Source organism: Acinetobacter sp. YH12145, assembly GCF_013418335.1.
Taxonomy (GTDB): domain Bacteria; phylum Pseudomonadota; class Gammaproteobacteria; order Pseudomonadales; family Moraxellaceae; genus Acinetobacter; species Acinetobacter amyesii.
In genome coordinates this window covers 193,178-210,061 of record NZ_VPCE01000006.1, presented here as the reverse complement: position 1 = coordinate 210,061, position 16,884 = coordinate 193,178, and the positions used below count along the sequence as shown (strand labels likewise).

Genomic DNA, 16,884 nt, shown 5'->3' with positions numbered 1-16,884 from the left:
TTAACTGACTATTCGTGTCGCTGATTTCACCATATCACCTAGACCATGAGTCTTAAAGTAATACTCCATTAAGCTTTTCACCATCAGTGGATTATTCATGCTTAAGGCACGATCCAAGAGCTCTTTTGCATCTGGCATCGGCACATGGCAGATGGCTTTACGAACTTTCAGGATATTACTCGAACTCATCGATAGGGTATTAAAGCCCATTGCCATCAATAAAATAGCGGTGAGTGGATCACCAGCCATTTCCCCACAAATACTAATCGGCTTGTCGTATTTATGACATTCTTGCACCAAACGAGTCAGCGCACGAAGTACGGCTGGGTGTGAGTGTGAATAGACATTGGCAACACGTGGGTTATTACGGTCAACCGCAAGTAAATATTGGGTTAAATCGTTTGATCCCACTGAGAAGAAGTCAACCAATTCAGCAAATTCATCGATCTGTAATAGCACACTCGGCACTTCGACCATGATGCCGATTTTAGGTTTGGTAATTTTCACCTGTTCTTCTTCTTGCACCGCTTGCCAGTCACGATCGAGCAAATACAACGCTTCTTCGACTTCGCTGACACTGGTCACCATCGGCAGCAAAATATGCAAGTTGTTCAGGCCAATACTGGCTTTGAGCATGGCGCGAATTTGGGCTGAAAAAATCTCAGGATGATCGAGGGTAAAGCGAATCCCACGCCAACCCAGAGCTGAGTTTTCTTCTTCAATTGAGAAATAAGGCAGGTCTTTATCTGCACCAATATCGAGGGTACGCATCACTACGGGTTTATTGGCAAAATGACTGAGCTGTTGACGATAAATCGCGCGCTGTTCTTCTTCACCTGGGAAGCGATCACGCAGCATAAATGGAATTTCAGAACGGTATAGACCGACACCTTTGGCGCCACGTTGTACACCGCGAACTACATCGATCATCAAGCCTGTATTTACAAACAATCGAACCGCGACGCCATCTGGCGTGATGGCATCTTTTGTTTCGTATTGTTTTAGGTCTTTGGCAATTTGCTCTTCTTCTTTTTGAATCTCTTTATAACGTGTGCGTAAACGACGAGGTGGATTGATGAATACACGACCTTGATGTGCATCGACAATCATTTCGACATCATCGAGGGTGTTAATTGGCAATTCAGTCACACCGACTACAGTTGGAATGCCGAGGGCACGCGCCACAATCACCATGTGTGAGTTCATGGCACCTTCAGTGGTCACAATCGCTGCGATTTTATCGACTGGGAGTTCAACCAAAGCAGCTGTAGAAATTTCCTCACCAATTAAAATACTTTCATCGGTGATTTCACGGTGACTAGCATCTGCTTCTTGCAAAAAGGCCAAGATACGACGCCCTAGATCTTTTAAGTCTGAAACACGTTCACGGAGATAGTCATCTTCCATTTGTGCAAAGAGCGCAATGTGTTTATCAATGACAATGCGAACAGCACCTTGTGCCCAGTTACCGTCGCGAATTTCACTTTTGATTTCCGCGGGGAGGGCATTGGCATCGAGCATCCGTAAGAACACGCTAAATAATGCCCGTTCTTCAGCCATGAGGGCATCTTGCATTTTTTCATCAAGCGACTGAATTTCTTGGCGAACTGCGTCTATGGCATTGTCGAGTAATTCGAGCTCCTCACTAATGTCATCGGCTTCACGATCGGGGACTGAAGCCAAGTCAGCAGGTGGATATAAGATGACTGCACGACCTAGGGCAATACCGCCTGAACCTGAAATGCCTTGGAAGGTTTTGTACGCTGGCAGATTATTTGGCTTACGAAAGACTTCGATATTGCCGACGGCATGTGCATGGGCAATCACCCCTGAAAGCTGAGCGCATAGGGTCACGAGGAAGGATTCGGCAGCTTCGCTAAAGTCTTGAGGTTCTTTGTTTTGAACCACCAAGACACCCATAACTTTACGGCGATACATTACCGGAACACCGAGGAAGGAATTGTAAATTTCTTCTCCCGTTTCTGGCAGATACATAAAGCGTTCATGCTTCGGTGCGTTATCAAGGTTGACGATTTCTTCACGTTGTCCCACTAAGCCAACCAAACCTTCACTGGTATGCAAAGAGACATGCCCAACGGCTTCAGGGTTTAAACCCTTAGAAGCCATCAGTAAATAACGATGATTTCGTTCATCAAGCAAATAGATTGAGCAGACATCCACATGCATGGCTTCTGCCACTTGATTGACCATTATGTCTAAAGATTCATGCAAACTGGTTGACGCATTAATCTCTTGGACTATGCGTCTTAATGTATCCAGCTGCATGTTCGACATCGTGTCTGCTCCAAAATTTATTCTGCTTTATTTATAACAACACTCATCCTAAAAATCTGCATCCATTCAGCAAATTTTTACGGCTTTTGTGGAAGCTGACTGCAAAGTTCCACCATGGCTTTACGATATACATCGCGTTTAAAATTCACCACTTGTCCTAGTGGGTACCAATAGCTGACCCATTGCCATTGATCAAACTCAGGTGGATCTGACAAATCAAGCTGAATATGCTGTGCTGAAGCTGTCAGTTTCAATAAAAACCACTTTTGCTTTTGACCAATACAAACGGGGGCTGAATCAGTACGTATATACCGATGTGGCAAACGATAGCGCAACCACCCTTGGGTTTGTGCTATCACCTGGACGTGTTCGGGCAGTAAGCCAACTTCTTCTCTCAGCTCACGGTAAAGTGCCTGTTCGGGGGTTTCTCCATGTTGGATACCTCCTTGTGGAAATTGCCAGGCATTGTGACCAATGCGCTTTGCCCATAAAACTTGTCCAATGTCGTTTGCCAAAATGATCCCGACGTTGGGTCGGAAACCTTCTGAATCGATCATTTGGCTACCTAAATATTGTGTAATTTATGACTTTGCTCACGGGGACGTTTATTTCTGTGTCCATCTCGAAAAAGCAAAGTGTAAAAATGTTAAAATTGTTATGATCTTAACGAATTTCTATCGACTAGCGGAGATAGATTTACAATTTTTTTCTTAAATTTCAGCTTTTACGAGTATTTTCATGAAATTGGCACTGTTTGACCTTGATCACACCTTATTAAATACCGACTCAGACCATTCTTGGGGGGAGTTTTTGGTCAATGAAGGCTTGGTTGATCCAATTCATCATCGTGCCATGAATGATAAATTTTATGATGATTATAAAAAAGGCCAGCTTGACCCGATTGCTTATAATGAATTTGTATTTGAATTTTTAACCCAACATGACAATGCCTACTTAACTGAGTTACATCAGTTGTTTATGAAAAAAGTCATTCGTGCGCAAATGCGACCTGAGGGCTTTGCTGCCATTCAGCGCCATCAAGATGCAGGACATCAATTGGTCGGGATCACCGCAACGTCTGATTTTATTACCGCACCGATTTTTCGTGAATTTGGTATTACTGAAATCATTGCGACCAATGCCGAAGTTGTGGATGGTAAATATACGGGTAAAGTGATTAATACTCCGTGCTACCAAAAGGGCAAATTAGTCCGTTTGAATCAATGGTTAGAAGGTCGTGATGTGACAGAGTCTTGGGCCTATTCAGATTCGATTAATGACCGCTTCCTATTGGAATATGCCGATCATGCCTTTGCAATTAACCCAGATGACCGTTTAGAAGTCCTTGCAAAAGAACAAGGTTGGGACATTCAAGACTGGTCAATTCAAGCCTAAAAATAGATATGATAAAAAAGCATCATTAGATGCTTTTTTATTTGACGTCCTTTTGATTAAACTTCAGCTCACTAATTTGAACTATCGCTCCGTATGCAGACAGAAGCTTCTTTTAAACATTTAATTCAAATCTTTATTGGGCCACGTGCTCAATCTTATTTAAAGTTCATTGAACAACAAGTTGGACAGAACAATGGTGTAAGTTGGGCAGGGCTAATTTTTGGACCCTATTGGTTACTCTATCGAAAGATGTACCGCTATTTCTTCTTATTCTTTGCGGTTGGTTTTTTGATTAGCATGTTGGCACTCATCATCGGTGTGCCTGAACAAGTCTTGATGGGGCTGTCATTGATTCCTAACCTCATACTCGCTGGGATCGGAAAGCGGCTTTATAGCGATTTTGCTGTGCAAAAGACCAAAGCCTATATGCAGCAGCCGAAATATAGTGAACAGGTGTTTGCTGAAGAAGGGGGAGTGAACTGGGGGCTACCTTTATTGTTGGTATTTATTCAATCTGTCGTGATGATTATGCTCAGTTTGCCTTTTATTCAATTTTCACCGCTATAGAATTCTGTAATTGAGTGCGTGTTCGTTCCATGTTATATCCTTAAAACAGAATAATTTTGTATCCATAAACAATAAGTTTTAACAAGGAGAATGACAATGAGTGTACGTCCACGCATGACTCATCTATTTGAACAACTGGGTTTAGATTCGAGTGAAGACGCGATTGCTTTATTTATCGTGACGCATCAACTCAGTGCCCAAACTAAAATCACCGAAGCAGATTATTGGACAGATGCTCAGCGCCAGTTCTTGGCCGAAAAAATTAAGTCAGATGGTGAATGGGCGATTATTGTCGATCAATTGAATGAATCATTACATGAAGATTCATTGACGAAGTAAAACTGACAGGTCTTCCTTAGTTTTTAATGGGATCGGCTGAAAAAGGCGATCCCATTTTTAATGCAAAAGAAATTTAAGCGACCATTCAATATATAGAAAATTATTCGCTTTTTCTAAATGCTTAAACAGATGAATATAAAAAGCCACCATAGCGGTGGCTTGATTAATAATTGAATTTTGTAGGCAAAAAAATGAATTAGATGTGTTTCATCAATTCAACCAGCTTTTGTGCAGCAAGTGACTGAGTACGGCCTGGGTGCCATACCATGCCCAATTGACGATTCATGTTTGAAGGTAAATTCAGTTGTTTTAAATCTTGGTTCAATAAGGTTTTAGGAAGGACTGACCAACCGAGACCAATTGAAACCAACATACGAATCGACTCAAGTGAGTTATTGCTCATGGTAACTTTTGGCTTGAGTCCATACTTTTCAAACTCAGCTAAGGTAATTTGACTGGTATAGGTTTGCGCCGCAGGCAATAGACTTGGGTATTGGATCAAATCTTCTAAGGTTAAATGCTCAACATGCGCCAAAGGATGGAAAGGCGCAACCACGAATACCAGTGGATCATTCCATGTCGTAATGTATTTTAAACGGCTGTCACCCTGTGGCGGTAAAGTCAAAAATGCCAACTCTAAGTCACCTGCCAAAACTTGCTCATGGGCTTGTTCAGAATCAACAAAGTGTACATCTAAGGTCACTTCTGGAAACTGTTGTACATATTGACGCAAATGCGCCGGTAAATGGTGTAAGCCGATATGATGGCTAGTGCCAATTTTCAGTTTACCTTGAACCTGACCTTGCTCATGGCTGAGCGTATGGTGAATATCGCCCAACTCATTCAGCCAGCTTTTTACTTTTGGCAAGAGAGAGTTTGCTGCATGCGTCGCTTGAACACCACGACCCGCCGATTCAAAAAGTTTGACACCGAAGTATTCTTCTAAACTGTGAATACGCTTGGTCACAGCAGGTTGCGTAATGAAGAGCTGATCTGCTGCCAAAGAGATCGAACCAGTTTCCATGACTTTTACAAAGGCTTCAAAGGCTGCGAGATTCATCTTCATTCCTATAAAGAATTTTTATGCGTAGTCTCATTGTTATAATATTTTAAGAATAAATCAAAGGAAAAGTTGTATCTTTTGATTTAAAACTAGGCGTTCAAGCCAGATGACGCTTTAAATCTGAGGGAATTTTCTTAGTTCCATAGCGTTATTCGAGTACTTGGTCGCTGCATGATTTAAGGTTGGACTGTGACGTTTTCAGCTCAAATGCGTTGTTACAAAGTTGTTTTTTAAACCGAAACCAGAGTTATGCATAATATAAAAATACAGGGCTGGAAAGTACTTCAACCGTTTGACTTGAAAAGGAGCGATGGCGTTTCTTGTTAACTCAGCATTGAACTAAAAAAAATGAACTCAAGTTTTGATGGCTTGGGGAACAACTTTTCATTGAATAATTAAAGCAACAGGTACAGTCAGGGCGGCATCGATTAGCAATGTTGTACCTCACAGGGAGAAGGCGATGGATATTAAACACATTAAAAATTTATTGGATATTTTTGAAGGGACAGTCGAAAAGCGCTGTGCGATATATGAAATCGCAGATGACGAAGACGACGAAAACCGCGCAGCTGCCGAGTGTAATGCGGCAAAAAACAAACTGATTCTTGCGATAGAACAATTGGTTGAGGCGCATGATCAGTTGGCCTTACAGCAAAAAAACAAGCTTTGATGATCCGTCTGCAATTGAATCTATAGGATGAAAAAAATAGAAAGTTAAAGTGGATAGAGTAAAAGAACGTTTTAAGGTCATTAAAAAAACCACCGTGATGGTGGTTTTTTTACAAGGAGCAGGGTTGGATTAAGCGGGGATATTTTCCTCTGCTGCTTTATCTTTCTTTTCCCATGCTTTTTCGTGGAAGAAAAAGGCAACCGCTTGAACAGTTGGTTCAAGTAAACTTAAGGTAATGGCCATTGCAATACTGCCAGTCACGTAATAACCAACCAACATCGCAACCGTGATATGCATGATGTAATAGCTCAAGGTTTTTTTGAACATGCGCTGATTATTTTCGACGAACTTGTTAATGTGTGCCATGAGAATGCTCCTTGTTAAATTGATAAATCTTGGCAATGAGTTAATAATAATGATTCTTATTTGCAATGTAAAAGAGAAAATTCAATTTATGATCATTGAATTTCTAAATCACCATTTAAAAATGGCAGAAAGTGATCAAAAACTCGGAGAAAAATCTAAAGTTTCATCTGCTGAAAGTATTGAAGTGAGTGTGTTTTGAACGCATCAATGGTGATTAAAATGCAGCGGAAATCAGCAGTTAAATATCATTCCTATAAGTTTTTAAACTAATAAAAATGATAAATTAGATTTATGTGAATACGTGGTTATAATCGATTTAACGAAAGAATTTACCCAGTCCAGTGGAGCAAATCGACATGGCAGGCGAAACCCAAAAAGCGGAAACCCAAATAAAAAAAACCTTGTATGACAAATTGTGGGATGACCATCTAGTAAAACAGCGAGATGATGGCTCTTCATTATTGTATATCGACCGTCATTTATTGCATGAAGTGACTTCTCCACAAGCCTTTGAAGGGCTACAACTTGCAGGTCGTAAACCGTGGCGTTTAAGCGCTAATGTTGCAACGCCAGACCATAACGTACCTACGTCTACTAAGGAGCGTGCTGAAGGTATTGCAGGTATTGAAGATGATACCTCACGTATCCAAGTGCAAACTTTAGATGACAACTGTAAAACTTTTGATGTTGCCCAGTTTGACATCAACGATGTACGTCAAGGTATTGCGCACGTGGTGGGGCCTGAACAAGGTTTAACCTTGCCCGGTATGACCGTGGTATGTGGTGACTCACATACTGCAACGCATGGTGCATTTGGCTGCTTGGCTCATGGTATCGGCACATCGGAAGTTGAACACGTATTGGCGACTCAATGCTTAGTTCAAAAGAAAATGAAGAATATGTTGGTGCGTGTTGATGGTCAATTGGGTCAAGGCGTAACTCCTAAAGACGTGGTTTTAGCGATTATCGGAAAAATCGGTACGGCGGGTGGTACAGGTCACGCGATTGAATTTGGTGGTCAAGTGTTCCGTGATATGTCGATCGAAGGTCGTATGACGGTATGTAACATGGCGATCGAAGGTGGCGCGCGCGTGGGTATGGTGGCTGTCGATGACAAAACCATTGCCTATGTGAAAGACCGTCCGTATGCACCGAAGGGCGAACAGTGGGACGCTGCAGTAGAGTATTGGAATACTTTAGTGTCTGATGAAGGTGCGCATTTTGATACTGTTGTGGTATTGCAAGGTGAAGAAATTGAGCCACAAGTGTCTTGGGGGACTTCTCCTGAGATGGTGATTCCTGTATCTCAAGCAGTGCCAACTTTAGAACAAGCCAAAGATGACGTACAGCGTAATGACTGGACACGTGCATACAACTATATGGGCTTAGAAGCGGGTCAAGCTTTGGCAGATATCCAATTAGACCGTGTATTCATTGGTTCATGTACCAACTCACGCATCGAAGATATTCGTGCAGCGGCTGAAGTGGCCAAAGGCAAAAAAGTGGCGGCATCGATTAAACAAGCCATGGTGGTTCCGGGTTCAGGTTTAGTTAAAGCACAAGCAGAAGCAGAAGGCTTAGATAAAATCTTAATTGAAGCAGGCTTTGAATGGCGTGAGCCGGGTTGCTCAATGTGTTTGGCAATGAATGCTGACAAGTTGCAACCGGGTGAGCACTGTGCATCAACGTCTAACCGTAACTTCGAAGGTCGTCAAGGTAATGGTGGTCGTACGCATTTGGTGAGTCCAGCAATGGCAGCAGCTGCGGCAATTGCAGGTCACTTCGTTGACGTTCGTACCTTCTAATCAGGGCTAATAGGAGCAAATCGCATGAAAAAATATACCGTTGAACAAGGTATCGTTGCACCATTAGACCGTGCCAATGTTGATACAGATTTAATTATTCCAAAACAGTTTTTGAAATCTATTAAGCGTACAGGCTTCGGAGCCAACTTATTTGATGAGTTGCGCTATTTGGATGAAGGCTATTTAGGTCAGGACATTTCAAAACGTCCGATTAACCCCGATTTCGAATTGAACAAACCGCGTTATCAAGGTGCGTCGATTTTGATCTCTCGTGCAAACTTTGGTTGTGGTTCGAGCCGTGAGCATGCGCCTTGGGCATTAGAAGAATATGGTTTCCGTACTGTCATTGCACCAAGCTATGCGGATATTTTCTTTAATAACAGCTTTAAAAATGGCATGTTGCCAGTGATCTTGTCTGAAGAGATCGTAGATCAGTTATTTAAAGAATGTGCTGCATCTGAAGGCTATCAATTAACCATTGATTTGGCTGCGCAAGAAGTACGTACACCGAGTGGTGAAGCATTTACATTTGAAGTCGATCCATTCCGTAAACACTGCTTATTGAATGGCTTGGATGATATCGGTTTAACTTTACAAGCAGCCGATGATATCCGTGCTTATGAAGAAAAAACCAAAGCATCTCGCCCTTGGGTATTTGCAGAAATTAAAGCTTAAGTCAGTGTCACTGTAGAACTTCTTAGTAGTCAGTCGGCTTAAGTCTTGTTAATATCAGGCGAAACAAAATTTATACGTTAGCCAGAATTTATCAGGTTGGGTTCGAAAAATGAAAAAGTTCTTCGGTCAGCTGGTTGTAACGGGAGCGCTGTTTGCAACGCTCTCTGCCTGTCAAAGCTTTGACACGGCACGCATTAAAAATGTGAAAGAAACTGAAAGTACAAACAATAATGCTTTGATTTACTGTGCAGGTACAGCGCACTGTGAATTTGAGCGTTTTGATCAAATACAAGTGGTTGATCCAAATAATCAACGTGTACAACGTGCTGCGATTAAAGCAGGCATTGTACGGTTGAATGGTCGTTCATTGTCTGAACCTAATCCTTTGTATTTGTCTGTACCTACAGGTCAGCATGAAATCGTGATTCGCTATTATCCAATTTCTCAGGAAAAAGCAGAGCGCTTGCATGTCATTCACAACTTTAGGTCCAAACACGAGTACACCTTTAAAATGTACCGTGAGCGTTCAAAAAACAGAGGCAGTTTACTGGATAAATCTGCGCCTGATCCGCTCTGTGTAGACTTAAAGCAAGGTGCAAAAACGATTCGACGTTTCTGCCGACCGTACAATGTCCTCACAGGACTTGGTGAGTTTGTAGAAAAGAAACTTTAAATCTGACTGGTAATCAAGCCAGCGTATAAATGGAAAGACTCATGTCAAAACATATTTTGATTTTACCAGGTGATGGTATTGGTCCTGAAATCGTGAAAGCGGCTGAACAAGTGCTGACACGTGTAAACGAGAAATTCAACTTAGGTTTGACTTGGGAACAAGGTCTTTTAGGTGGTGCAGCGATCGATGCGCACGGTTCACCTTATCCAGATGTAACAGCAGCACAAGCGAAGACTGCTGATGCGATTTTATTGGGTGCAGTGGGTGGTCCTAAGTGGGATACCATTGAGCGTTCAATTCGTCCAGAACGTGGCCTATTAAAAATTCGTTCAGAATTAAATTTATTTGCCAATTTACGTCCAGCAATTCTTTATCCGCAGCTTGCAGATGCGTCGAGCTTAAAACCTGAAATCGTAGCAGGTTTGGATATTTTGATCGTACGTGAGTTAACTGGCGGGATCTATTTCGGTCAACCACGTGGTATTCGTGAACTCGAAAACGGCGAAAAACAAGGTTTCAATACTGACGTATATGCTGAATCTGAAATCAAGCGTATTGCCAAAGTTGCTTTTGAAATGGCGAACTTACGTGGTGGTAAGGTATGTTCAGTGGATAAAGCCAACGTACTAGAAGTGACTGAGCTTTGGAAACAAACTGTAACTGCGTTAAAAGAAGAGCATTATCCTGAAATTAACTTGTCTCATATGTATGTTGACAATGCTGCAATGCAATTGGTCCGTGCGCCAAAACAGTTTGATGTAATCGTGACAGGTAACTTGTTCGGCGATATCTTGTCTGATGAAGCGGCGATGTTAACCGGTTCTATCGGCATGTTGCCATCGGCTTCTTTAGATGAAAATGGTAAAGGTATGTATGAGCCTTGCCACGGTTCAGCACCAGACATCGCAGGTCAAAACATTGCGAACCCATTAGCAACAATTCTGTCTGTTGCTATGATGCTGCGCTATACCTTCCGTGAAGAAGCGGCGGCAAAAGCAATTGAAGATGCTGTAGGTAATGTCTTAGATCAAGGCTTACGTACAGGTGACATCATGTCAGAAGGCAGTACTCAAGTCGGTACTGTTGAAATGGGTCAAGCTGTAGTTTCTGCATTGAACTAATGGCGAATCAAAAAACGCAGCGTTTATGCTGCGTTTTTTTGTGCCTAGAAATTATCAATCCTAGAATTGATGCGCTAACAGGTGCGACCAGTTAATCGGACATCAGTTGCAATATTATGCTTTAAGCGAAATTGAATAAGGCAGTTTAACTCAACCTCATAGCGTGTATTTCCACTGGGAATCGGCACAGCAGCGCCGCTGCCCATGCCCATCGCAGGATTTTCCGCCATCGGTAAAGGAATACTGATCGGGCGTGTAACACGATAACGAAGGTAGTCTGAACTGACCTCTACGGGAGAGGTTCTTTGATAGCCGAGTTTGCTGAGATTAAGTTCTGCTTGAATCGTTTGGCTCGATTGACCAATAAATGAGGCTAAATAGCGTTCACGTTCAACGGAGGATATCGTTGATGTCGTGGTACAACCAGCCAACCATACAATGCTTAGAACGCATCCCATGCTCAATATCGGGCGAATAAAACGCTGATCTTCGTAAACCTGATGTTCTAAAATAAATTTCATGGGTCAATTCCTCACGAAATAAATTCAGTTTAATCAGATCGGTCTGTATAACACTGTAATCATTTGATACACGGTCATCCGAGCAAGATTAGCCTCTAGTATTCTATCGTAGGATCAACAAGCTCTGCCAACATAGTCAATGGATTCAACTATTTGATTGCGTAATTTGAACTCGATTTTACATTCCATATCGACAGTGACACCACCTTTAGACGGCGTTGGGATAGGGGCGCCCATGGCTATACTGGTGCCGATATTCGGTGTACCTATCGGAATTGGCATTGAGCGTAAAATGGTATAACTGAGTTTTTCATTGCTTTGTACAGGTGCTCCCATCACTTTGTAGCCCAATTGACTCAAGTTGAGCTCTTTACGAACTTGATCAGCTGGCTGTCCAATATAGTGTTGTAGGGATTGATTGAGTTGCTTTTGGCCTGTCGTGGCGCAAGCAACACAAAAGATAGCACCGACTAATCCTAGATGTTTCATATGATTTTATGTCCTTATATTTTGAATTTTATAATCGAATTTTTATGTTTTTAGACTGTAAAGGAAAGCAAATTTGCAGTCAATTTTTATCATTGTATTGAAATAAATACAAAAAAAGCCACTGATAAAGTGGCTTTTTCGCTTCGCTAAAACTTAGCGCGCACGGTAAGTGATACGACCCTTAGTCAAATCATAAGGTGTCATTTCTACTTTAACACTGTCGCCAGTCAAAATACGGATATAGTGTTTACGCATTTTGCCAGAGATGTGAGCAATCACTTCATGACCGTTTTCTAAACGTACACGGAACATAGTATTAGGAAGCGTCTCGGTGACAACGCCTTCGAACTCGATGAGTTCCTCTTTATTGGCCATAGCCTACCTGAATGAATAAATTAGCAAGGCGCAAATTATAGTCAATTTTTTTTCAGAATACAAGCCGTAAAAGGCTTTGAACTGATCGACTGTCAGTAAAATAAGCGAACAATTCAGTTAAATATTTTCAACAAAAAATGTGCAGTAACAGTTGTCAGTTTGGTCAATCGCAGTTAATCTAAAATCAATCTTTTTAGGTATAAATGAAGTACATACAAGGAAGGTTCTGGAGTGGGTCAGCTAACTGATGCATCTGTTGTGTTGCGTTTAGGGTATCAAGCGATTCGTCGTGCCGGATTGCCAACAGAAGAAATTTTAACAAAAGCGGGTGTGGCATTAAATCAGGTTGAAACCAATGACCGTACCCCATTGAATGCGCAATTTGCGTTCTGGGTGGCTGCAGAAGAAGTCAGTAAGGATCCTGATATTGGTTTGCATCTGGGAGAGCATTTGCCTTTATATCGAGGGCAGGTGATTGAACACTTATTTATTTCATCTGAGAATTTTGGTGAAGGTTTAAAGCGAGCTTTGGCGTATCAACGCCTAATTAGCGATGCCTTTCATGCACAATTGGTGATTGAAGATGACCGCTGCTATTTGACCAATGGTCATCAGCCTTGGGCAGAAAATATCGTGAATCGTCATTTTTCTGAATGCGCGATGTCCGGTGTTTTGCGTTTCTTTAAGTTTATTACTGAAGGGCGTTTTCAGCCGATTTATATCGACTTTAACTTTAGTCAGGGCGCGCCAGATGATGAGTATTTCCGTGTTTATGAATGTCCTGTGAGCTTAGGGCAGAAAGAAACCCGATTGTATTTTGATCCGGCTATTTTAGAGTATCAATTGTGGCAGGCAGAACCTGAGTTATTACAATTGCATGAGCAGTTGGCGATTGAAAAGCTTCAGGAGTTGGCGCGTTATGATTTGGTCGGTGAAGTTCGCCGTGCTATTGGTTCAACGCTTGAAAGCGGTGAAACCACACTCGAAACGGTCGCTGCGCAGCTCAACATTACTCCGCGTCGTTTACGGACTCAGTTGTCAGAAGCCAATACCAGTTTTCAGCAAATTTTGTCAGACTATCGCTGTCGTTTGGCTAAAAAATTATTAGCCAATACCAATGAAAGTGTGGAGCGCATTGTGTACTTAACGGGTTTTTCTGAGCCAAGTACGTTCTATCGCGCATTTAAACGCTGGACCAATGAAACGCCCGTGGAATACCGTAAGCGGAAGCAGCGTTAAGGTTGATCTTCGATAAAATCCTTCCCTAAACAGAATCCCTCTTTTTCAAAGGGGGATTTTCATCTTTAGAATCTGGCAATGGCGGAAATGAAACACCCTCTCTGTGAAAGTGAGGTTGGGAGGGATTGTTTATTCAGGCATATTTAGCCAATGTGGTCCTAACGGAACTTGAGGAAGTTCAAACTGAGCTGGATAGTCTGCATGGATAAAATATAGTCCATCGGGTGGTGCGGTGACACCTGCTGCTTTACGATCTTCAGCAGCAAAAATATCGTCAATATGGTCAACGTCATACATACCTTGCCCAATTTCCAACAAACAGCCCATGATGTTACGCACCATGTGATGTAAAAAACCATCGGCCTGAATATCTAGGACTAAGTAACATCCGTGTTGGATCAAGCGACAATGGCTGACATGACGAACGGGCTGATTGGACTGACACGCTGCGGCACGGAAGCTTTCGAAATTATGAGTGCCTTCAAATTTGGCCGCGGCACGTTGCATTTTCAGCACATCTAGCTTGGCATAAACATGAGTCACTTGTTTGTGCAGTAAAGCTGGGCGCTGTGGATTGTTATAGACCACATAGCGATATCGACGCGCTTGTGCCTTAAAGCGGGCATGGAAGTCCTGATCCATTTCCTTAATCCATTGGATGGAGATATCACGAGGTAATTGGCTATTACTGCCCATTAACCATCCACGAATGGGACGAATCGCATGAGTATCGAAATGTGCCACCATATTGGTTGCATGGACGCCCGCATCTGTTCGGCCAGCGCCGTGCAACATGATTGGCTCATTGGCCACTTTACTGAGGACCGTTTCAATGGTTTCTTGCACGCTTGGTACGCCCGGTTGCTGAGTTTGCCAGCCCTTGTATTGCATGCCACAAAACTCAATCCCAATCGCAAAACGTTGCATAGTTACCTCAAATGACTTAATCGTTCCAATGCGCAGTCCAGTCTGCGGCACTGCCGTATTGTAAATACATTTTCAAACATTTGGCATAAAGATCTGCATGACCCAAACAATTGCTCAGTAATATTCCACTATCTTTGACCCAGTCACTGACAGCATAGCGCTGATCTATACCGCCATGAACAACCTGTGTACTTAAAATAATTTTGCAATTTTTTTGTTGTATAGCCTTTAATACATTGAGTAATTCAGCATCAACGGCAATGTTGCCTGTGCCAAAACCTTGCAGAATTAAAACGTCTGGCGTGTGTGTAAGTAGAGCCGCTAAATTTTGACTGTGTAGCTTGGTTGCAATCGGTTGCAACATCCAATTCAGGCAATTGAAATGAGCCGCTTTGTCTAAATCATTGGCTTGAACAATATATGGCGATGTAAGCGTTGGAAGTGGCTGTGTGGCTAGCAGCCCATCAAAGGCTTTCAGATCGGTTGTATGTACTTTTAGTGCGGATTGAGCATGCATTAATTGATGATGAAAGGCCAAATAAACCCCAACACTCGATTGGTGCACCGATTCCAATGCAAAATTTAAATTGTCGATGGCATCGGTAAATTCACGGGTGTTGTCACCAGCCACATTAAACAGCGGATATTGGCTGCCTGTTAGCACGATATGAGCAGACTGTCCCATAAAGTGTGCAAGCACTGCGCTGGCATAGCTAAGCGTGTCTGTGCCATGAATAATTACGAAATGCTGAAATTGTTGTAATTGTAAGCTTTGAATTTGTTGGATTAGTGCCAGCCAGTCGGGTGCGGTACAGGCACTACTGTCACGAATGACAGGTGCGACAAAACATTCAATGTTAAGGTGCAGTGGCAGGACATGCTGTAATTTAGGTAAAAACGCATTCGCTGGCATGGGGCTTAAAGGTTCACCGATACAACCAAAGGTACCACCCATATAAATAAGAGCAATTTTTTTCATCATAAAAAAAGCAGCCTTGAAAGACTGCTTTAGTTTAAATCGCTTTTGCTTAAGATGCGATTTGATTCAGTAACTGATCTGCTTGTTGACGTTGAGCTGAAGAAAACTCAGCTTCTTTTTCAGTCAAAATTTCACGTGCAGCGTCATAAGCACCTAGTTTGATGTATTGCGCTGCCAATTCAAGATTCAATTCAATTTCATTGACTTCAACCAGTTCAGGGAAAGATTGAACCAATGGATCGTTTTGGTCTGTAGCAGATGGGGTTGAAGGTGTGCCTAAACCACTAATATCAAAACTCACACCACTTGAAGCAGGTGCGGCAGGTTTATCTTCAGGCGTAGACTCTAGGTTAAACTCTGTTGCAGGAGCGACAACTGCTTCTTCTGTTTTTGCTGTTTCAAAAGCACCTAAGTCAAAGTTTAAGGTTGGAGCTTCAACTTTGTTTTCTTCTACAGCTGGTTTTTCTGTTGTAAATGAAAAATCTAAAGGCTCGATTTTTTCTTCTACAATTTCTGTTTTGGTTTCAGCCGCAGCTTCAGTGCTTGGGGCAAAGTCCATTACAAAATCAATCGGTTTGATTTCCTCAACGGCAGGAGTTGGCTGAGCAATCTCTTCGGTTTTCGGTGTTGCTTCAAGTGCAGGTTCTAGTGAAATTGAAAGCGTGTCAAATTCAAGCGGCTGTATTTTTTCAGCAGGCGCACTTTCAACTGGGGTAGAAATGTCTGCTTTTGCAGGCGTTTCAGTGGTGAAATTAAAATCTAGTGGTTTAATTTCGGCTGCTTTGGGCTCAACAGGTGCAGCAGTTGAACTTTGCATTAAAGCATCAAAATCAGAGGTATTTTGGGCTTTTGAGGGAGCCTCTTCAGTGATCGGTGATACAAAGTTAATGGCATCATCTTTCACATTTTGAGAATTTTCAAACTCTACTTTTTTTGCTTCAGCTTGTTCTAAAATTTCATCAAGTTCAAGTGAACGAATATGGCTCAGCAATTGGCTGATGGCAAATTCGTCTTTTTGTAAAATGTGAATATCTAATAGATATAGATACAACTCATGTTGTGAGTTATCACGTTTTAATGATTGATTGATTTGCGCTTCAGCAGAAAAGAAATTACGTTCCGCAATTAATTTTTCAATTTTGCCACGAGCATCGGTCGTTAATGGCGTCATTGATTTTTTTTCAATGACACTGCTTTCAACCACTTGAGTTTTCTTCGGAGTTGCTTTGGCCGAAACACCCTTTTTCTTGGTTTTAGTGGATGTTGGTTTGGCTTTATTTGATTCTTGACCTTTTTGGCGTTTGTTTAAAAAAACCAATACGATCACTAAGATCACTAATGGAATCACATAAATCAGCATGTTTTAACCCCTTGGAGATAGAGTG

The 16,884-nt window shown here is 42.0% G+C and carries 19 protein-coding genes; 9 read left to right on the top strand and 10 right to left on the bottom strand.

Annotation, left to right across the window (positions count from 1 at the left end; all coding sequences use genetic code 11):
• Both ptsP and FTU80_RS08390 read right to left on the bottom strand, forming a co-directional pair.
• Entirely contained in the window at positions 1-2,295 is a 2,295-nt protein-coding gene (ptsP, locus tag FTU80_RS08395; protein ID WP_180084727.1) for a phosphoenolpyruvate--protein phosphotransferase, read from the bottom strand.
• Between the two features lie 77 nt (positions 2,296-2,372).
• On the bottom strand, positions 2,373-2,852 hold the full coding sequence (locus FTU80_RS08390) for an RNA pyrophosphohydrolase (protein WP_078192761.1): 480 nt from the start codon (positions 2,850-2,852) through the stop codon (positions 2,373-2,375).
• 181 nt (positions 2,853-3,033) lie between these two features.
• Between FTU80_RS08390 and FTU80_RS08385 the strand changes: the two genes are divergently transcribed.
• The 3 genes from FTU80_RS08385 to FTU80_RS08375 all read left to right on the top strand — a co-directional run bounded on the left by FTU80_RS08385 (position 3,034) and on the right by FTU80_RS08375 (position 4,596).
• Positions 3,034-3,690: an HAD family phosphatase gene (locus FTU80_RS08385; RefSeq protein ID WP_078189728.1), complete on the top strand. Its 657-nt coding sequence runs from the start codon at positions 3,034-3,036 to the stop codon at positions 3,688-3,690.
• Positions 3,691-3,783: 93 nt separating this feature from the next.
• Positions 3,784-4,257 carry a DUF2628 domain-containing protein gene (locus tag FTU80_RS08380; protein ID WP_180084726.1) on the top strand — a complete coding sequence of 158 codons (474 nt, stop codon included), beginning with the start codon at positions 3,784-3,786 and terminating at the stop codon, positions 4,255-4,257.
• Between the two features lie 96 nt (positions 4,258-4,353).
• Entirely contained in the window at positions 4,354-4,596 is a 243-nt protein-coding gene (locus tag FTU80_RS08375; RefSeq protein WP_078189726.1) for a DUF2789 family protein, read from the top strand.
• 196 nt (positions 4,597-4,792) lie between these two features.
• On the opposite strand, the gene FTU80_RS08370 is transcribed toward FTU80_RS08375, so the two are convergent.
• The gene (locus tag FTU80_RS08370) at positions 4,793-5,656 is read right to left on the bottom strand and encodes a LysR family transcriptional regulator (RefSeq protein ID WP_180084725.1); all 864 of its coding nucleotides are present in this window, start codon (positions 5,654-5,656) and stop codon (positions 4,793-4,795) included.
• Between the two features lie 463 nt (positions 5,657-6,119).
• Between FTU80_RS08370 and FTU80_RS08365 the strand changes: the two genes are divergently transcribed.
• The gene (locus FTU80_RS08365; RefSeq protein ID WP_168377916.1) at positions 6,120-6,329 is read left to right on the top strand and encodes a hypothetical protein; all 210 of its coding nucleotides are present in this window, start codon (positions 6,120-6,122) and stop codon (positions 6,327-6,329) included.
• A 129-nt stretch (positions 6,330-6,458) separates the two neighbouring features.
• On the opposite strand, the gene FTU80_RS08360 is transcribed toward FTU80_RS08365, so the two are convergent.
• On the bottom strand, positions 6,459-6,695 hold the full coding sequence (locus tag FTU80_RS08360; protein ID WP_078189723.1) for a DUF2061 domain-containing protein: 237 nt from the start codon (positions 6,693-6,695) through the stop codon (positions 6,459-6,461).
• A 356-nt stretch (positions 6,696-7,051) separates the two neighbouring features.
• Between FTU80_RS08360 and leuC the strand changes: the two genes are divergently transcribed.
• The 4 genes from leuC to leuB all read left to right on the top strand — a co-directional run bounded on the left by leuC (position 7,052) and on the right by leuB (position 10,969).
• Positions 7,052-8,500: a 3-isopropylmalate dehydratase large subunit gene (leuC, locus tag FTU80_RS08355; protein ID WP_180084724.1), complete on the top strand. Its 1,449-nt coding sequence runs from the start codon at positions 7,052-7,054 to the stop codon at positions 8,498-8,500.
• Positions 8,501-8,524: 24 nt separating this feature from the next.
• A complete protein-coding gene (leuD, locus tag FTU80_RS08350) occupies positions 8,525-9,175 on the top strand; it encodes a 3-isopropylmalate dehydratase small subunit (RefSeq protein WP_078189721.1) in 651 nt (216 codons plus the stop codon).
• A 109-nt stretch (positions 9,176-9,284) separates the two neighbouring features.
• Complete coding sequence (locus FTU80_RS08345) at positions 9,285-9,848, top strand: hypothetical protein (RefSeq protein WP_111884086.1); 564 nt, start codon at positions 9,285-9,287, stop codon at positions 9,846-9,848.
• A gap of 41 nt (positions 9,849-9,889) precedes the next feature.
• A complete protein-coding gene (gene leuB / locus FTU80_RS08340; RefSeq protein ID WP_180084723.1) occupies positions 9,890-10,969 on the top strand; it encodes a 3-isopropylmalate dehydrogenase in 1,080 nt (359 codons plus the stop codon).
• Between the two features lie 74 nt (positions 10,970-11,043).
• Here leuB and FTU80_RS08335 read toward each other — a convergent pair whose 3' ends face one another.
• The 3 genes from FTU80_RS08335 to infA all read right to left on the bottom strand — a co-directional run bounded on the left by FTU80_RS08335 (position 11,044) and on the right by infA (position 12,354).
• A complete protein-coding gene (locus FTU80_RS08335; protein WP_373685187.1) occupies positions 11,044-11,490 on the bottom strand; it encodes a hypothetical protein in 447 nt (148 codons plus the stop codon).
• Between the two features lie 114 nt (positions 11,491-11,604).
• Positions 11,605-11,979 carry a hypothetical protein gene (locus FTU80_RS08330; protein WP_078189718.1) on the bottom strand — a complete coding sequence of 125 codons (375 nt, stop codon included), beginning with the start codon at positions 11,977-11,979 and terminating at the stop codon, positions 11,605-11,607.
• A gap of 153 nt (positions 11,980-12,132) precedes the next feature.
• Entirely contained in the window at positions 12,133-12,354 is a 222-nt protein-coding gene (infA, locus tag FTU80_RS08325; protein ID WP_001284370.1) for a translation initiation factor IF-1, read from the bottom strand.
• A 231-nt stretch (positions 12,355-12,585) separates the two neighbouring features.
• Here infA and FTU80_RS08320 point away from each other — a divergent pair, with 231 nt between their 5' ends.
• Positions 12,586-13,593, top strand: coding sequence for an AraC family transcriptional regulator (locus FTU80_RS08320; RefSeq protein WP_078189717.1), 1,008 nt, complete (start codon positions 12,586-12,588; stop codon positions 13,591-13,593).
• 129 nt (positions 13,594-13,722) lie between these two features.
• Here the strand turns inward: FTU80_RS08320 and truA are convergent, their stop codons facing one another.
• From truA to FTU80_RS08305, 3 genes are read right to left on the bottom strand one after another with little or no spacing between them, the layout of a single operon-like run.
• On the bottom strand, positions 13,723-14,520 hold the full coding sequence (gene truA / locus FTU80_RS08315; RefSeq protein WP_180084722.1) for a tRNA pseudouridine(38-40) synthase TruA: 798 nt from the start codon (positions 14,518-14,520) through the stop codon (positions 13,723-13,725).
• 16 nt (positions 14,521-14,536) lie between these two features.
• On the bottom strand, positions 14,537-15,499 hold the full coding sequence (locus FTU80_RS08310; RefSeq protein WP_180084756.1) for an asparaginase domain-containing protein: 963 nt from the start codon (positions 15,497-15,499) through the stop codon (positions 14,537-14,539).
• Between the two features lie 49 nt (positions 15,500-15,548).
• A complete protein-coding gene (locus tag FTU80_RS08305) occupies positions 15,549-16,859 on the bottom strand; it encodes a fimbrial protein FimV (protein WP_180084721.1) in 1,311 nt (436 codons plus the stop codon).
• Positions 16,860-16,884: the final 25 nt, after the last annotated feature.

Excerpts from the sequence above, each read along its gene's own strand:
- FTU80_RS08380 (WP_180084726.1), top strand. The coding sequence starts at position 3,784 with ATGCAGACAGAAGCTTCTTTTAAACATTTAATTCAAATCTTTATTGGG.
- FTU80_RS08345 (WP_111884086.1), top strand. The coding sequence starts at position 9,285 with ATGAAAAAGTTCTTCGGTCAGCTGGTTGTAACGGGAGCGCTGTTTGCA.
- FTU80_RS08385 (WP_078189728.1), top strand. The coding sequence starts at position 3,034 with ATGAAATTGGCACTGTTTGACCTTGATCACACCTTATTAAATACCGAC.
- leuC (WP_180084724.1), top strand. The coding sequence starts at position 7,052 with ATGGCAGGCGAAACCCAAAAAGCGGAAACCCAAATAAAAAAAACCTTG.
- FTU80_RS08330 (WP_078189718.1), bottom strand. The coding sequence starts at position 11,979 with ATGAAACATCTAGGATTAGTCGGTGCTATCTTTTGTGTTGCTTGCGCC.
- FTU80_RS08375 (WP_078189726.1), top strand. The coding sequence starts at position 4,354 with ATGAGTGTACGTCCACGCATGACTCATCTATTTGAACAACTGGGTTTA.
- FTU80_RS08370 (WP_180084725.1), bottom strand. The coding sequence starts at position 5,656 with ATGAATCTCGCAGCCTTTGAAGCCTTTGTAAAAGTCATGGAAACTGGT.
- truA (WP_180084722.1), bottom strand. The coding sequence starts at position 14,520 with ATGCAACGTTTTGCGATTGGGATTGAGTTTTGTGGCATGCAATACAAG.
- FTU80_RS08305 (WP_180084721.1), bottom strand. The coding sequence starts at position 16,859 with ATGCTGATTTATGTGATTCCATTAGTGATCTTAGTGATCGTATTGGTT.
- FTU80_RS08335 (WP_373685187.1), bottom strand. The coding sequence starts at position 11,490 with ATGAAATTTATTTTAGAACATCAGGTTTACGAAGATCAGCGTTTTATT.
- ptsP (WP_180084727.1), bottom strand. The coding sequence starts at position 2,295 with ATGTCGAACATGCAGCTGGATACATTAAGACGCATAGTCCAAGAGATT.
- FTU80_RS08360 (WP_078189723.1), bottom strand. The coding sequence starts at position 6,695 with ATGGCACACATTAACAAGTTCGTCGAAAATAATCAGCGCATGTTCAAA.
- infA (WP_001284370.1), bottom strand. The coding sequence starts at position 12,354 with ATGGCCAATAAAGAGGAACTCATCGAGTTCGAAGGCGTTGTCACCGAG.
- leuD (WP_078189721.1), top strand. The coding sequence starts at position 8,525 with ATGAAAAAATATACCGTTGAACAAGGTATCGTTGCACCATTAGACCGT.
- FTU80_RS08390 (WP_078192761.1), bottom strand. The coding sequence starts at position 2,852 with ATGATCGATTCAGAAGGTTTCCGACCCAACGTCGGGATCATTTTGGCA.
- FTU80_RS08310 (WP_180084756.1), bottom strand. The coding sequence starts at position 15,499 with ATGAAAAAAATTGCTCTTATTTATATGGGTGGTACCTTTGGTTGTATC.
- leuB (WP_180084723.1), top strand. The coding sequence starts at position 9,890 with ATGTCAAAACATATTTTGATTTTACCAGGTGATGGTATTGGTCCTGAA.
- FTU80_RS08365 (WP_168377916.1), top strand. The coding sequence starts at position 6,120 with ATGGATATTAAACACATTAAAAATTTATTGGATATTTTTGAAGGGACA.